Source organism: Streptomyces sp. Inha503 (assembly GCF_047215865.1).
GTDB lineage: Bacteria > Actinomycetota > Actinomycetes > Streptomycetales > Streptomycetaceae > Streptomyces > Streptomyces lycopersici.
In genome coordinates, this window is sequence record NZ_CP178360.1 from 9,967,029 (window position 1) to 9,982,353 (window position 15,325).

13 protein-coding genes are annotated in these 15,325 nt (G+C 70.6%); 5 read left to right on the top strand and 8 right to left on the bottom strand.

From position 1 onward, the window contains the following. Positions 1 to 43: 43 nt before the first annotated feature. Entirely contained in the window at positions 44 to 859 is an 816-nt protein-coding gene (locus ACJX2R_RS41750; protein ID WP_413104301.1) for an SAM-dependent methyltransferase, read from the top strand. A gap of 113 nt (positions 860 to 972) precedes the next feature. Here the strand turns inward: ACJX2R_RS41750 and ACJX2R_RS41755 are convergent, their stop codons facing one another. The 5 genes from ACJX2R_RS41755 to ACJX2R_RS41775 form a co-directional block, all read right to left on the bottom strand. Next, positions 973 to 2,325: an MFS transporter gene (locus ACJX2R_RS41755; protein ID WP_413104302.1), complete on the bottom strand. Its 1,353-nt coding sequence runs from the start codon at positions 2,323 to 2,325 to the stop codon at positions 973 to 975. A 55-nt stretch (positions 2,326 to 2,380) separates the two neighbouring features. Further along, positions 2,381 to 2,851, bottom strand: coding sequence for an RpiB/LacA/LacB family sugar-phosphate isomerase (locus tag ACJX2R_RS41760; protein WP_413104303.1), 471 nt, complete (start codon positions 2,849 to 2,851; stop codon positions 2,381 to 2,383). A gap of 191 nt (positions 2,852 to 3,042) precedes the next feature. Beyond that, complete coding sequence (locus ACJX2R_RS41765; RefSeq protein WP_413104304.1) at positions 3,043 to 4,074, bottom strand: LacI family DNA-binding transcriptional regulator; 1,032 nt, start codon at positions 4,072 to 4,074, stop codon at positions 3,043 to 3,045. Positions 4,075 to 4,319: 245 nt separating this feature from the next. Further along, the gene (locus ACJX2R_RS41770) at positions 4,320 to 5,012 is read right to left on the bottom strand and encodes a response regulator (protein WP_413104305.1); all 693 of its coding nucleotides are present in this window, start codon (positions 5,010 to 5,012) and stop codon (positions 4,320 to 4,322) included. Then, a complete protein-coding gene (locus ACJX2R_RS41775) occupies positions 5,009 to 6,682 on the bottom strand; it encodes an ATP-binding protein (protein WP_413104306.1) in 1,674 nt (557 codons plus the stop codon). The genes ACJX2R_RS41770 and ACJX2R_RS41775 overlap by 4 nt, the downstream gene beginning before the upstream one ends. 98 nt (positions 6,683 to 6,780) lie before the next feature. Between ACJX2R_RS41775 and ACJX2R_RS41780 the strand changes: the two genes are divergently transcribed. The 4 genes from ACJX2R_RS41780 (at position 6,781) to ACJX2R_RS41795 (ending at position 11,996) form a co-directional block, all read left to right on the top strand. Next, complete coding sequence (locus ACJX2R_RS41780; RefSeq protein ID WP_413104307.1) at positions 6,781 to 7,788, top strand: Bug family tripartite tricarboxylate transporter substrate binding protein; 1,008 nt, start codon at positions 6,781 to 6,783, stop codon at positions 7,786 to 7,788. Positions 7,789 to 7,939: 151 nt separating this feature from the next. Next, positions 7,940 to 9,394 (top strand): GntP family permease, encoded by a 1,455-nt coding sequence (locus tag ACJX2R_RS41785; protein ID WP_413104308.1) that lies wholly within the window; start codon positions 7,940 to 7,942, stop codon positions 9,392 to 9,394. A 67-nt stretch (positions 9,395 to 9,461) separates the two neighbouring features. Beyond that, positions 9,462 to 10,922: an ankyrin repeat domain-containing protein gene (locus tag ACJX2R_RS41790; RefSeq protein WP_413104309.1), complete on the top strand. Its 1,461-nt coding sequence runs from the start codon at positions 9,462 to 9,464 to the stop codon at positions 10,920 to 10,922. Between the two features lie 51 nt (positions 10,923 to 10,973). Continuing rightward, positions 10,974 to 11,996, top strand: a complete 1,023-nt coding sequence (locus ACJX2R_RS41795) for a LacI family DNA-binding transcriptional regulator (protein ID WP_413104310.1) — start codon at positions 10,974 to 10,976, stop codon at positions 11,994 to 11,996. 103 nt (positions 11,997 to 12,099) lie between these two features. On the opposite strand, the gene ACJX2R_RS41800 is transcribed toward ACJX2R_RS41795, so the two are convergent. Genes ACJX2R_RS41800 through ACJX2R_RS41810 form a run of 3 tightly spaced genes read right to left on the bottom strand, consistent with a single transcriptional unit; the run spans position 12,100 to position 15,303 of the window. Then, on the bottom strand, positions 12,100 to 12,969 hold the full coding sequence (locus ACJX2R_RS41800) for a carbohydrate ABC transporter permease (protein WP_413104311.1): 870 nt from the start codon (positions 12,967 to 12,969) through the stop codon (positions 12,100 to 12,102). Beyond that, on the bottom strand, positions 12,959 to 13,930 hold the full coding sequence (locus ACJX2R_RS41805) for a carbohydrate ABC transporter permease (protein WP_413104312.1): 972 nt from the start codon (positions 13,928 to 13,930) through the stop codon (positions 12,959 to 12,961). Before ACJX2R_RS41805 ends, ACJX2R_RS41800 begins: the two co-directional genes overlap by 11 nt. After that, entirely contained in the window at positions 13,927 to 15,303 is a 1,377-nt protein-coding gene (locus ACJX2R_RS41810) for an ABC transporter substrate-binding protein (RefSeq protein ID WP_413104313.1), read from the bottom strand. Before ACJX2R_RS41810 ends, ACJX2R_RS41805 begins: the two co-directional genes overlap by 4 nt. Positions 15,304 to 15,325: the final 22 nt, after the last annotated feature.

The window sequence follows — 15,325 nt, forward strand, 5'->3', positions numbered from 1 at the left end:
GTCACACCAACAGCGAACTGACGATCCACTGGGAGGGGACGCCTTGAGCGACAACGGATGGTCGGCCGACCGCATCGACACCGAGAGCGCGCATTCGGCACGTATCTACGACTACATCCTCGGCGGTAAGGACTACTACCCGGCCGACAAGGAAGCGGGCATCGCCATGTCCCGCGAGTGGCCCGCCCTGCCGATCCATATGCGGGCCAACCGCGACTTCATGAACCGGGCCGTGCGCTATCTGGCCGAGGAGGCGGGCATCCGGCAGTTCCTCGACATCGGCACCGGCATCCCCACCTCGCCCAACCTCCATGAGATCGCCCAGGCGGTGGCCCCGGCCTCCCGGGTCGTCTACGTGGACAACGACCCCATCGTCCTCACGCTCTCCCAGGGCCTGCTCGCCAGCACCCCCGAGGGCAGGACCGCCTATGTCGAAGCGGACATGTGCGACCCCGCCACCATCCTGGAGGCCGCCGAGCTCCGCGAGACCCTCGACCTGACCCGGCCGGTCGCCCTGACGGTGATCGCCATCGTGCACTTCGTCCTGGACAAGGACGACGCCTACGGGATCGTCAACCGCCTCCTGGAGCCGCTGCCCTCCGGCAGCTATCTGGCGATGTCCATCGGCACCGCCGACTTCGCGCCGGACGAGGTGGCCCGGGTCGCCCGTGAGTACGCGGCCCGCGACATGCCCATGCGGCTGCGCACCGAGGCCGAGGCCGAGCGGTTCTTCGACGGCCTCGAGCTGGTCGAGCCCGGCCTCACCCAGGTCCACAAGTGGCGCCCGGACGCCATCGCCACCGAGGACATCAAGGACGAGGACATCGCGATGTACGGGGCGGTGGCCCGCAAGCCCTGACGTCATTGCCTGAGGTCGTTGTCTGACGTCGTTGACCGGTGGGCCCGGCGCCGTGTCCGGGCCCACCGGCCGACTGCCCCTCGGCTCAGCGGGAGGGGAACGGTTCCCTCGGCTCAGCGGGAGGGGTGCCGTTCGCGATCGGCCGCTCGCCGCGGCTGCCCGGCCGGGAGGACCGTACGCTGCTCGGGGCTCCAGGTCTCGCGGGTGGACAGCACCCCGAGGAGCCCCACCAGCGCGATGCACACATAGAGTCCGGCCGGGCCCGCCCAGCCGAAGGACTCCGCGAGCAGCACGGCGAGGAACGGCGCGAAACCGGCCACCGACGCCGCCGTCTGGTAGCCCAGCGAGGCGCCGGACGTACGGGTGGCGGTGTTGAACAGCTCGGCGAACCAGGCGGCTTGGGTGCCCGTCAGCGCCGCGTGGATCACCCCGATGCCGATCAGGAAGATCAGCACGATGAGCACCGGGGCGCCCGTGTTGGCCATCAGATACATCGGGAAGCCGAAGACCGCGGCCAGTACACACGCCACCAGGTACACCGTGCGGCGGCCCACGCGGTCCGTGAGCGCGCCGGAGAGCACGGTGGTGGCGGTGGCGAGCAGACTGGCGGTGACCACACCGGCGAGCGCCACGCCACGGTCGCCGTCGTCCCGGTCGGTGATGTAGGAGAGGAGATAGGTGGCCGTCAGGTAGTAGGCGCAGGACTCCACCACGCGCAGGGCGATGATGCGCAGGATATTGCGCCAGTCCTCGCGCACTACGCTGAGCAGCGGGTTGCGGACGGTGGTGCCCTTCGCGCGGGCGGCCTCGAACTCCGGGGACTCGGTGAGCTTCATCCGGATCACCACTCCGGCCACGATCAGCAGGGCGCTGGCCAGGAAGGGCAGCCGCCAGGCCCAGTCGGAGTCGAGGGCGGAGGAGAGCAGGAAGGCGATGTTGGCGAGCGCGATGCCCAGGGGGTTGCCGGCCTGCGGTATCGCCGAGTACAGGCCGCGTCGGGTGCGGGGCGCGTGTTCGTACGTCATCATCACGGCGCTGCCCCACTCGGCGCCGAAGGCCAGCCCCTGGACACAGCGGATGACCACCAGCAGTACCGGCGCGGCCACTCCGACCTGCTGATAGGTGGGCAGCATGCCGATCAGGACGGTGGCGATGCCCATCGTCAGCAGGGCGCCGACCAGGACCGGTTTACGCCCGTGGCGGTCGCCGAGATAGCCGCCCACGGCCCCGCCGATCGGGCGCATCAGGAAGCCGACGCCGAGGGTGACGAAGGCCAGCAGGGTGCCGACCACGGGATCCGAGTTGGGGAAGAACGCGTCGCCGAAGTACAGGGCGGACGCGGTGCCGTAGGCGACGAAGTCGTAGTTCTCGACGCAGGTGCCGACGGCGGACGCGAGGGCCGTCCTGACGCGTCCTCGTGCGGGAGGCGGGGGCGGGGACGACGAGGGTGAGGTAGGAGCGGTCATACCGGTTCCCTTCGAGCGGAGGTGTGCCGGGGACGTCGGAGGTGGTCGGTGGAGATCAGATGTGTTCGGCGAGCTCGCGGGCCGAACGCAGCTCCAGATCGCGGAGCTTGGCCACGCGGCGCACGGTGTCGGCGTCGTCGTCGAACGTCGCGCCCAGGAACGCCTCCAGAACCTCCGTGGCCATGGCGGGTCCGATGAGCCACGCGCCCATGGCGAGCGCGTTGGCGTCGTCGTGCTCGACGGCCTGGTGGGCGGAGTGCACGTCGTGCCCGAGACCGCATCGAATGCCCGCGATCTTGTTGGCGGCCATCAGCGCCCCCGCGCCCGTCCCGCACACCAGCACGGCGCGGTCGGCTTGCCCGCCGCGTACGGCGTCGCAGGTGGCGAAGGTGATGTCGGGGAAGTCGACGGGGGTGTCGGTGTCGGGACCGAAGTCGACCACCTCGTGTCCCAGACGTCGCAACACCTGGCGTACGTGTTCCTTGAGGGCCAGCCCCGCGTGGTCGTTGCCGAGTGCGATGCGCATGGTCAGCCTTTCGTCTGTGCGTCGGGCAGGGTGGGTTGCTCCGCGAACGCCACGCCGGGGCGGCGGGTCCGCGGGGTGCGCGGGTCCGCGGAGTGTGCGAGTTGTGTGACTGCGGATTGGTTGTGGACCGCGGGTTGTGGACCGCGGTGGCGTCGCCACCGGGCAGCTGGGGAGCGGGTCGGGTCGGGTCGTCAGGCGGAGGGATGGCTGGTGGCGGTGCGCGGTCGCGCCGCCGATGACCGGCGGGGGATCAGCCGCATCGGCAGGACGACCGACTCGGCCGTGCCACCGTCGATGACGTCGAGCAGGAGCCGCATCGCGGTCGCCCCCAAGGCGCGGGCATCGTGGGCCACCACCGTGAGCGGGGGATCGAGTTCGCCGAACCACTCGATGTCGTCGAAGGCGACCAGGGCCAGATCCTCGCCGATCCGCAAGCCCCGTTGACGCACCTCGGTCAGGGCACCGACCGCCATCAGGCTGTCGGCGGCGAGCAACGCGGTCGGCGGCCGGTGGCTCGCGAGGAGTTTCGCGGCCGCCGTACCACCGCTCGCCCGCTGGAAGTCCCCCGCCGTGATCAGCGCGGGGTCGTCGTCCAGGTGGTGGCGGGCGATCGCCTCCAGGAACGCGCTGAGCCGCGCCCGCCCGGTGGACACGGAAGGCGGTCCGCCGATGTATCCGATGCGGGTGTGGCCCTGTTCGGCGAGATGGGCGACGGCGAGCTCGACGCCCTGTGCGTTGTCGGCGGTCACGCTGGGCACATCGAACCCGTCGACGGTGCGGTCCACGAAGACCAGTGGCACCCGCGCCCGTTCCAGAGCGCGCAGATTGCCGCGGCCCTCGCCCTGGGGGGCGATGATGATGCCGTCGACCCGTTGGGTGAGGAACACATCCAGGTAGGTGTCCTGTTGTGCGGTGTCCTCGTTGGCGTTGGCCAGCAGCGTGACACACGACGAGGCGAGCGCGGTCTGTTCGGCGCCGTGGGCGATGTCCGCGAAGAACGGGTTGCGTACGTCGGAGACGAGCAGCCCCACCGCATGGCTGCGAGCCGAACGCAGCGCCTGTGCCCGGGCGTTCACCCGGTAGCCCAGCTCGGTGGCCGCCGCCCGCACCCGTTCGCGGGCCGCGGGTGAGGTGGCCGAGTGGCCGGAGAGCACCCGCGACGCGGTTCCCACGGAGACACCCGCGCGGGCCGCGACGTCCTTGAGGGTAACGGTGGCGTCCACATGCGGCCTTTCACTGGGTCGGGCTCGTGCGGGTGCGGCGAAGTCACCGCCCTGGTGGTGAGGTTGGGGAGTTGACGGCAGGGACGGCGGGCTTCGGAATCGATTCCATGGAATCGATTCCAGCGGGGATCCTGGTAGACGGGCCGACCCGCGTCAAGAGTTCTCACAAGGGTCGTTCAGCCGTCTCAGCCAGTGGTCGCCCGCCCGGCCCGGAGTGGGCCGGACACGTGGACTCGTGAGCGGCCCTACGCCCGTCGGCTGTAGCGGCGCTCCGGGCGCCCGGCCGTGCCGTAGCGCAGCGAGACATCGGCGTGGCCGGTGGTGTGGAAGTACTCCAGGTAGCGGCGGGCGCTGACCCGGGAGATGCCGATGGCGGTGGCCGCCTCGGCGGCGGAGACGGTGCCGTCCGCCTCGCGGAGGGCGCGCTCCACGAGCTGGGCGGTCTCCACGCTCAGCCCCTTCGGGAGGGCGCCGCCCGCCGGGGGCGCGAACGCCCCGGCCAGGACGCGGTCCACATCCGCCTGACCACGGACGACCGTGGTGAGCAGCCGCCCGCGCTGGGTCGCGTAGCGTTCCAGGCGGGGCTGGAGATCCTCGTAGTCGAAGGGTTTGAGGAGGTAGTCCACCACGCCCTGGCGGACGGCCCCGCGCACCGCGTCCGCCTCCCGGGCCGCGGTGATCACCATGACGTCGCAGTCGTGCCCGGCGGTGCGCAGCCGGGGGATGACGTCCAGGCCGAAGAGGTCCGGCAGATAGAGGTCGAGCAGGACCAGGTCGGGCCGGAGCGCGTCGACCGCCTCGATCGCCTGCTCGCCGGTGTGGGCGGTGCCGACGACGCGGAACGGCGCCACCCGCTCCACGAAGGTGCGGTGGACGCGCGCCACCATGAAGTCGTCGTCCACGACGAGCACATCGATCGTGCCGGCCGACTCGGTCATCGGGTCGCTCCTTCCGCCACCGCGTCGGCGGGGTGGCTGACGGACATGCGGGCGCTGAACATCGCGCCCTGGCTGGTGTTGGTCACCGCGATCTCGCCGCCGCGGCGCTCGCAGACGAGCCGGGTGAGCGCGAGTCCGATGCCGCGCTCGCCCTCCCGGGCGGCCTTGGTGGTGAAGCCGTGGGCGAAGACCTCCTGGGCGAGTCCGGGGGCGACACCGGGGCCGGAGTCGCGCACCACGATCTCCACACTGGTGTGGTCCTGCCGCAGCTCGACCTCCACCCATGGCTCGTCGCCCTCCCCGCCGCCATCCTTGTTCTCGCCGCCGTGCTCGGATGTGGCCGCGTCGATGGCGTTGTCGACCAGGTTGCCGACCACGGTCGCCACATCGGCGGCGTCCTCGGGCGTCAGCCGGTCCAGCGCGGTGCGGTCCGACAGGCGCAGGGCCACCTTCCGCTCGGCGGCCTGGGACGCCTTCGCCATCAGCAGGGCGGCGATGGCGGTGTCCCGGACCCGGCGGCCGATGGACATGTCGAGCGACTGGCGGCGCTGGTTCAGCGCCCGGATGTAGCGCACCACCTCCTCCTGCTCGCCGATCTGGATCAGCCCGGAGATGGTGTGCAGCTGGTTGGCGAACTCATGGGTCTGCGCGCGCAGCAGCTCGGAGGTGGAGCGGAAGGAGCCGATCTCGCGCTCCAGCCTCGCCAGCTCGGTGCGGTCCCGCAGGGTGGTGACGGACCCGAGCGGCCGTCCGTCCTTGACCACGGTCATGCGGTTCATCACCAGGACCCGGCCGTGCCGGACCACGACCTCGTCCTTCGGGTCGGCCGTTTCCTTACGCGCCCCGGCCAGGACGTCCAGCAGCCGTCCCTCGATGCCGAGCTCGGCCAGATTCCGGCCGACACAGTCCTCGGGCAGCTCCAGCAGCCGCCTGCCCATGTCGTTGACGAGGGTCACCCGGTGCTGCGGATCGAGGGCGACGACACCCTCGGCGATGCCGTACAGCATCGCCTCGCGGTGCTCGGCCAGCCCGGTGATCTCGCGCGGCTCCAGGCCCAGCGTTTGCCGTTTGACCCGCCGGGCGAGCAGCCAGGAGCCGACGACGCCGAGCGCGCTGGCCACGCCGAGGTAGACGGGGAGGTACGAGGAGGCGCCGCTCAGCCGCTGCCACACCGTGGGAGACGCCTCGCCGATCATGACCGTGCCCAGATGCCGCCCCAGATCGTCCCCCGTCGCGCCGACCACCGGCACCTGCGCCACCAGCTCCCGGCTGCCGTCCCAGTCCAGCGTGCCCGACCAGCCACGGCCCGCGCCCACCCCCTCGCCCAGGGGCAGCCGGTCGCCGAGCACGGTGGGATTCGTCGAGCTGACGACGCGCCCGCGGTGGTCGGCCACCGTGACGGACGTCACCCGCGACTGCACCCGCGCCGAGTACACCAGCGGGGCCAGCGCCTCCGCCGGTGAGGGCCCCACCAGCCTGCTGCGCACCAGCGGCTGGGCGGCCAGCTGCTCGGCGAGCGCACCGACCCGGCGGCCCTCCACCCGGTTGAAGGTGGCCTCCGACTGCGCGAGCGAGACCGCCGCCACCGCCATCAGCACCACCACGACGATGGCGAGCTGGAGCAGCAGCATCTCACCCGCGAGTGTTTGGCGACGGAACGCGGCGACCACAATGAACTCAATCTCTCCTGCTGACACAACCTGGGCGCATTGTCCACCAGGCCGCACAATCATGGCGTCCGCCGTATGGGAAGCGAAAGGGAGGTGCCATGAGACGCCGCACCGGCACCGGCACCCGCACCCGCGTCCTGTCCGGCGCTCTGGCCGCCGTGCTGTCCCTGCTCGTCAGCGCCTGCGGCACCTGGCCGGGCACCGGTGACACCCGGGACGACGGGCTGCGGATCCTGGTGCCGAACACCCCCGGAGGCGGTTACGACACCACCGCCCGAACCGTGGCCCGGGTGCTGGAGGAGACCGGGACCACCTCGGACATGGAGGTGTTCAACCTGCCCGGGGCCGGTGGCACGGTTGGTCTCCAGCGCACCGTGGACGAACGTGGCAACGGACGGCTCGCCCTCCAGATGGGCCTCGGTGTGCTGGGCGCGTCCCATGTCGCCCACGCCAAGGTGACCGTGGCGCGGACCACCCCGATCGCCCGCCTGATCGAGGAGCCCGAGGCGGTGGTGGTCCGCAAGGACTCGCCGTACCGCGGGATCGCGGACCTGGTCGCCGAGTGGCGGAAGCACCCGGGGGACGTCACGGTCGGCGGTGGCTCGTCGCTGGGCGGCCCGGACCACCTGCTGCCCATGGCGCTGGCCCGCACCGTCGGCATCCAGCCGAAGACGGTGCGCTACGACGCCTACGACGGCGGTGGCGGCGATCTGCTCCCCGCCCTGCTGGACGGCCGGGTGGACTTCGCCACCAGCGGGATCGGCGAGTTCCTCGACCAGATCGCGGCCGGGCAGCTCAGGGTGCTCGCGGTCACCAGCGACCGGCCCGTGGCCGCGCTCCCCGGGGTGCCGACGCTGAAGGCCGCCGGGATCGACCTGGTCTTCGACAACTGGCGGGGGATCGTAGCGCCGCCCGGCATCAGCTCCGCGGACCGTAAACGCTGGATCGAGGTGCTGACCGCGCTGCACACCTCGCGGCAGTGGAGGGCCGAGCTCACCCGCCACGGCTGGACCGACGCCTTCGCCACGGGTGACGCGTTCGCCAGGTATCTGGCCCGGCAGGACAAGAACGTGGCGGAGCTGGTCGGACACCTGGGCCTGGACTGACCGAACACTCCGCGGGGCGGCCGCCGCACGCCCTTGCCGCCCTTGTCGCCTTGAACCACACCGCCCCCATCCCCTGATCCACCCATGCCCTGGTGGCATACGCACCCCCGCATGCCCTGATACACACCCATATGTTCCGGAAAGGCACCGCATGACCGCACACACCTGGTGGCTGCTGCTCATCCTCACGGTGGCGATCGCAGCACTGATCTATCTCATCAACTCCCGGCTGCGGGTCCATCCGTTCGTCGCGCTGATCCTGGTCAGCGTGGGCACGGGGATAGCGGCCGGGGAGCCCGCCGCGAAACTCGCCGGATCCATCGAGGAGGGCGCCGGCGGCACCCTCGGTGACGTGGGCGTCACCCTCGCCCTGGGCGCCATGCTCGGCCGTCTGCTGTCCGACTCGGGCGCCACCGACGCCATCGCCCGCGCCCTCGTCGCCCGCGCCGAGCCCCGCAGGCTGCCCTGGCTGGTCGGCGCCGCCGCGTTCGTCATCGGTGTGCCCATGTTCTTCGAGGTGGGCCTGATCGTGCTGCTGCCGTTGATCTTCAGCGTCGCCCGGCGGATGGAGGAAAACGGCGGCACCAAGGGCAGCCCGTACGTACTCCTCGGTGTGCCCGCCATCGCCTCGCTCTCCACCCTGCACGGCATGCTGCCGCCCCACCCCGGCCCGCTGACCGCGATGACCGGACTGCACGCCGACCTCGGCCTCACCCTCGGCGTCGGCATCGTGTGCGCCGTGCCCACCGTCATCCTGGCCGGGCCCGTCTACGCCCGCTGGATCGCGCCCCGGCTTCCCGACGTGGCTCCGGACGCCGAGCTGGTGGCGCAGTTCACGGGGGCTGAGCGGGAGCCCACTCCGGCCGCCTCGGGGCCCGGAGCCCAGGCGGCCACCGATGTGCCCCGCAAGCCCGGTGTGCCCACCGGGCTGGCCGTGGCGGCCGTGCTGGTGCCCGTCGTCCTGATGCTGCTGCGCACCCTGGCCGAGACGGCGATGGACGAGTCGAGCGGGCTGGGCGCGGCGCTCGTGTTCGCCGGAGAACCGCTGGTGGCGATGCTCGCCGGTTTCGTCTTCGCCCTCGGGGTGACGATGGTCGGCTCGGCACGCGCCGCACGCTCCGGCCACTCCGGCCGTTCGGGCGAGGAGACCCGTGCCTCCCTCACCGACAGCCTGAAGTCCATCGCCGCCATCCTGCTCATCATCGGCGGGGGAGGGGCGTTCAAGCAGGTCCTTCAGGACTCGGGCATCGGCGATGCCATCGCGTCGGCCGCCGAGGGCGCCCACATCAATGTGATCCTGCTGGGCTGGCTCATCGCCCTGCTGCTGTCGCTGACCACGGGCTCCGCCACCGTCGGCATCGTCTCCGCCACCGGCATCGTGGCCCCGCTGATCGGCGACGGCGGGGGTCTGGAGGCATCCCTGCTCGTGGTCGCGATCGGCGCCGGTTCGCTCGGCCTCAACTACGTCAACCACGCGGGGTTCTGGCTGGTGAAGGAGTCGTTCGGAATGGACCTCACCCAGGCCACCAAGACCCAGACCGCCGTGCAGACCCTGGTCAGTGTGTTCGGCCTGGCGATGACCCTGCTGCTGTCGGTGTTCGCCTGAGACACCGGTCGCTCGCGGTGGGTCCGGTGGCCCGGTGGCTGTCGGACCCACCTGCGAGACTCGGGCCATGGATCTTGACGAGCTGTTGCGGTGTCTCGCGGAGGCCGAATCGGGTGAGCTGCGGGAGGAGTTGACCGGCGGGCGCTATGTGGTCGTGCAGTACAACCCCGAGGGGACGTACTTCGACGACGCGGACCTCGCGGAACTCTTCGGCGCCCCCGCGCCCGGCACCGGGGTGACCGACGAGGAGGGCGAGGAGGACGAGGAGTTCGAGGATGAGGAGGATGCCTACTTCGACGTCATCGGTGTCGCGCCCTCTGTCTACGAGGCGCTTGACCTCCTCGGCGAGGAACTCCCCGATGAGGAGTGGCTGACGGAGCTGGACGAGGAGGAGTGGGCCGCGGAGGCGGCCGAGTTCGGCGAGGACGTGTTCGGCACGGCTGCGGAAAGCGCGGGCCGTACGGACGGTTCGGACGGTTCGGACGGCGAAGAGGGGAACGAATGGCTCGACCTCCTGCGAGGCATACAGGACCCCCGGCGGCGCTCCGTGGTCCAGTTGCTGTGTGGTGTCCTCGGTCCGATGGACTTCCTCACGGAGGAGTTCGCGAAGGACGTCTATCTGGGGGGCGTGGCGACGCGGCTCCCCGGAGCACGGTTCGTCATGCTGGCCAGCGCCGCCCCGCCGAACCAGGAAGTGGCCTTCGCCATCCTCGAACTCCCGCCCCGCAGCGCGCCCGACCCGGTCGGCCGCGCCCTGCTGCGGGCGTGTGCCGCCGGGGACGTGGGCGTGCTGAGTGCCGCGCTCGGCGAGGGCGCTGACGTCGGCACGCTCGACGAGTACGGTGCCACACCCCTGCACCACGCCGTGGCGGCGCGTTCGGCCGCGGCCGTCGACGCGCTGCTCGCGGCGGGCGCCGATCCGCGCGCCCAGTCGGCCTTCGGCAGCGCACCCCAGTTCACGGCCGCGGGCCCCGGCCGCCCTCACCCCACCACCCGCCGGGTCGAAGGCGAGGAGCACTGGAGCGTCCTGTGGTCCCTGCTCGACGCGGGCGCCGATGTCAACGCCGTCAACACCGCCGGTCAGACCCTGCTCGACCTGGCCATCCGGGCGGATCCATATCCGGAGCGACAGGTTCGCCTGCTGCGGGAGCGGGGAGCCGTCAGCCGCGAACTCACCGACGTGTCCGTGGACCGGCTCGTCCGCAGAGTGCCGTACGGCTACGAGGACCAGCTGCGCATCCTGCGCAATCACGTCCGCTTCCTGCTGGATACCGGCGCGCCGTACGACCATCCGCTGGACTCTCTGCTCGCCTCCGCGGGCTACTACGAGCGTGAGCTCTCCGCCGACTACCTCGTCGAACTCATCGACATCATGGTGAGCCGCGGGGTGCGTGACCGGCCGGGCACCTATGGCAGGACGGCACGCGAGAGCGCCCAGCACTGGGTCGACCACGGTCTGACCCACTACCAGGCCGTGGTGGACCGGCTCACCGAGGAGGCGGACGAGAGCCCCTCAATACCAGTGTGAAATCCTTTTCAGCCCGGGGTAGGGTGAAGGCTGACCGTACACGGTGAAAGGATGCGGACACAGTTGGTGACGATCCATGACGTGGCGCGAGCCGCCGGTGTCTCTCCGGCGACCGTCTCGCGTGTCTTCAACGGCGGCAACGTCACACCGGCACGTGCCCTGTCCGTGCAAGAGGCCGCGGCGGCCCTCGGGTTCGCGCCCAATCGGGTGGCGCGGTCGCTGCGCAAGCAGCGGTCCAGCGTGATCGCGCTGATCATCCCGGACATCGAGAACCCGTTCTTCACCTCGCTCGCCCGTGGCGTCGAGGACGCCGCACAGCGCACCAGCCTTTCCGTGGTCCTGTGCAACTCCGACGAGGACACCGACAAGGAGCGCCGCTACCTGGAGGTGGCTCTCGGTGAGCAGATGGCGGGCGTGATCGTGGCGGCGGCGTCCCAGGACGAGACGGATCTGGGGCCGCTGACCGACCGGCGTGTGCCCGTGGTCGCCGTCGACCGTCGTCCGCGCGACGCCGAGGTGGACGCGGTCCGGGTCGACAACCACCACGGTGGCGAGGTGGCCACCCGCCACCTCCTCCAGTCGGGTTACCACAGGATCGCCTGCATCACCGGGCCCGAGGGAGCCTCCACCTCCGAGGAACGGCTCGCGGGCCACCGCATGGCGTTGCGCGCCGCCCAGGGCGGCCCGGCCGCGGCCGACGACACCTACGTACGGCATGCCGACTTCCGGGTGGACGGGGGCCGCGCGGCGATGCGCGAACTGCTGGCGCTGCCCGAGCCGCCCGATGCCGTGTTCGTCGCCAACAACCTCATGACGATCGGCGTCCTCGACGCCCTCCGCGAGGCGGGCAGCACCCCACCCGACATCGGTGTGCTCTCCTTCGGCGACGTTCCCTGGGCATCGCTGGTACGGCCGTCCCTCACCGCGGTCGAACTGCCCTCGTACGAGCTGGGGCGCACCGCCGCCGACCTCCTCCTCCAGCGCATGGACGGCAGCGTATCGCCGGTGCAGACCGTGGTGCTGCGCACCAAGCTCCAGGTCAGGGAGAGCACGGCCGGGCCCGCCCGGCCCTGACAGGCGGGTGGGGGTCGGGCGCCGTACGCCGCGCCGAACCACGAACGAGAGCAGCGCCGCACCGGCCATCCAGCCCGTGCGGCGCCACCTCACCTCACAGCGGTCACTTCAACCCCGACGTCTTGATCGACTCCACGATCTGCCGCTGGAAGATGAAGAACAGCACCAGCATGGGCAGCGCGGCCACCGTCGCCGCCGCCAGGATGTAGTTCCAGTTGGACGTGTACTGCGTCTGGAACGACGAGATACCGAGCTGCACCACCGTCAGGTCCTGATCGCTCGTGGCGACCAACGGCCAGACGAACGCGTTCCAGCTGGCCAGGAAGAAGAAGATCGCGAGGGCCGAGAGAATCGGCCGGGACATCGGCAGGACGATGTTCCAATAGACCCGCCAGTGGCCGCAGCCGTCGATGACCGCCGCCTCCTCCAGCTCCTTCGGCAGCCCCAGGTAGAACTGGCGCAGCAGGAAGATGCCGAACGCGTTGAAGATCGCCGGGATGATCAGCCCGGCATAGCTGTCGAGCAGCCCCAGCTGGCGGGCGACCAGGAACAGCGGGATGAGCACCACCGGCGCGGTGACCAGCAGTGTGGCGAAGATGGCGCCGAAGAGCTTCTCGCGCCCCGGGAACCGCAGCCGTGCCAGCGCGTAGGCGGCCATCGAGTGGAAGAACAGCGCCGCCACGGTGATCACCGCGGAGACGAAGAAGCTGTTCCACAGATAGCGGCCGAACGGCACCTCGGTGAAGACGTAGACGAAGTTCTGGAAGGTGACGTCCCGCGGGATCAGCCGTCCGTCGGTGACGGTGGCGCGCGTCTTGAAGGACGACGTGACCATCCACAGCACGGGGAAGAGGCTGATCAGCGACAGGACGACGGCCAGGGCCGTCAGCCCGGCGCGCGAGGACAGCGGCCGACGCCGACCGGCCGCGGTGGCCGTGGTGTGGGTCCGGGTCGTCAGGGCGTCACTCGCCATCGTCGAACCTCCCGCCTCTCGTGAACTTGAAGAGCACCGCGGAGATGAGCACCATGATCAGCACCAGGAACGAGCCCATGGCCGAGGCATAGCCGTACTCCCCGAATCCGAACGCCTGCTGGTAGATGTAGAAGATGGCGAGCGATGTGCCGTTGGCGGGACCGCCGTTGGTCAGGACGAAGATCAGGTCAAGGCCGCCGGTGATGGCGGCGACCGTCGACATCAGCAGGACGAAGAAGCTGGTGGGGCGCAGCAGCGGCCAGGTGATGGTGCGGAACGTGGTCCACGGCCCCGCGCCGTCCAGCTTCGCGGCCTCGTAGAACTCCTGGGGGATCTCCTGGAGCCCGGCCAGGAAAATGATCATGTAGTAGCCCATCATCACCCACACCATGACGGCGATGACACAGCCGAGGGCGAGGGACGGGCTGCCGAGCCAGGACTCGCCGTCGAAACCGGCCGCGCGCATGGCCCGGTTGACCACCCCGGTCTGCTCGTCGAGCAGGAACTTCCACAGCACGCCGACCACCACCAGGCTGATGACGTACGGCATGAAGAGCATCGTGCGGTAGACGCCGACCCCGGGCAGCTTCTGCTTCACCAGCAGACCAAGACCCAGACTCACGCAGAAGAGGATGGGGACGAGAAGCACCACATACAGCCCCGTGATCTTCATCGAGTCCCAGAACAGCGGGTCGTCCACCATCCGCCGGTAGTTGCCGAGCCCGATCCACTCATAGCTGCCGAAGCCGCTGACCTGGAAGAAGCTCAGCCCGATGGACAGCACCATCGGGATCGCGACGAACACCAGCAGCCCCAGCACATCGGGTGTGAGGAACAGCCCGGCGGCCAGCCACTCGCGGTGCTCGCGGCTCAGCCTCGGCCGGCGGCCGGACGTGGCGGGCGACCGCTCCGGGGCCACGGTGGCCCGGCGGCGGCGCTCCTGTGCGGCGACACTGCTCATATCAGGCTCGCCCCCTGGTAGCTCTTGGTGTAGGCCGCGATGGACCGGGCGGCTCTCTCGGCGTCGCCGGCCACGCCGTGGCCGGCGAGCATGGTGCCCTGGATGGCATCGGAGATCGCCTTGTAGACGACCGGGGGATAGCGCGGTTCGGCGCGGCCGCCGGGGAAGATCTCGTCCTTGAACTTCTTCATGATCTCGGAGTCGTAGCCGCCCTTGGCGGAGCCGCGGTCCAGGGCGCTGTCCCGCGGCGCCACATCGGACTTGGTGCCGACGCACCACTCCACCATCCGGTTGATGGACTCGTCCTTCATGGACCCCAGCGCCCAGACGCAGAACTCGGCCGCCGCCTCCGGGTCGCGCCCCTGGGCGTTGGCGCAGAAGGACCAGCCGCCCAGCGCGGTGACGTACCGGCCGCCCGGGGGCGTGGGCAGTTTGAAGACGCCGTACCGGTACTTGGGCGCGAACGCCTTGAAGCTGGAGACGTTCCAGATGCCCTGCTGCCACATGGCCACGTTGCCGCCCTTGAAGCCGCCGATCACGTCCGCGGCGGCGGGCATGGTGCGCGGCGCGATGCCGTGGCGCACCGCGTCCTGCCAGAGCCCCAGGGCCTGGCGGGTGGCCTTGGAGTCGAAGGCCACATCGCCACGTTCGTCCAGGACTTCGCCACCGCCCTGCCACATCCACGGGTACCAGGTGAAGTTCTGGTAGTAGCCCGGCCTGGTCTCGAAGACCAGCCCGGCCCGTGTCCTGGTGCGCAGCTTGTCGCCGATGTCGAGCATCTGGTCCCAGGTGGTGGGGATGTCGGCCTCCGACAGACCGGCCTTCTCCCAGACGTCCTGGGCGTAGAACATGGCCAGCGGCTCGATCTCCATGGGGAGGGCGTAGACCTTGCCGTCCACCATGCGGCTGTCGAGCGCGGAGCCGAAGTCGTCGATGGCCGCCTTCTCCATGTGCGGGGTGAGGTCGGCCAGGACGCCGCCGTTGTAGTACCGCAGGAAGTCGCCGGGGGAGAGCAGGAAGATATCCGGGCCCTCACCGGTGGCGAAGGCGGACGGCAGCTTGAATCCGTTGAGGTAGGTGGGCTGTGGCAGATAGACGAGGTCGATCCGCGCCTTGTGGGTGGCGTTCCACCGGTCGACCATGTCGACGAACCACTTGGACTGCCCGTTGACCGCGGGGTCGGGCGAGCGCTGGGGCCCGTAGAAGTTCCAGAACTGGAGGTTGCCCCCCTTCGCCCGGGCCGTGCCGCAACCGGTGAGCAGGGCCGGGGCCCCCACGGCCGAGCCCGCGCCCGCCGCCGCGGTGAGGAATCGGCGGCGTGAGGTGCCGGGGGAGGTGGCCGGGCGCCCGGCTTCATTGCCGTGCTGGAGCATGCGTGCGCTCCTGTCGGAGTGG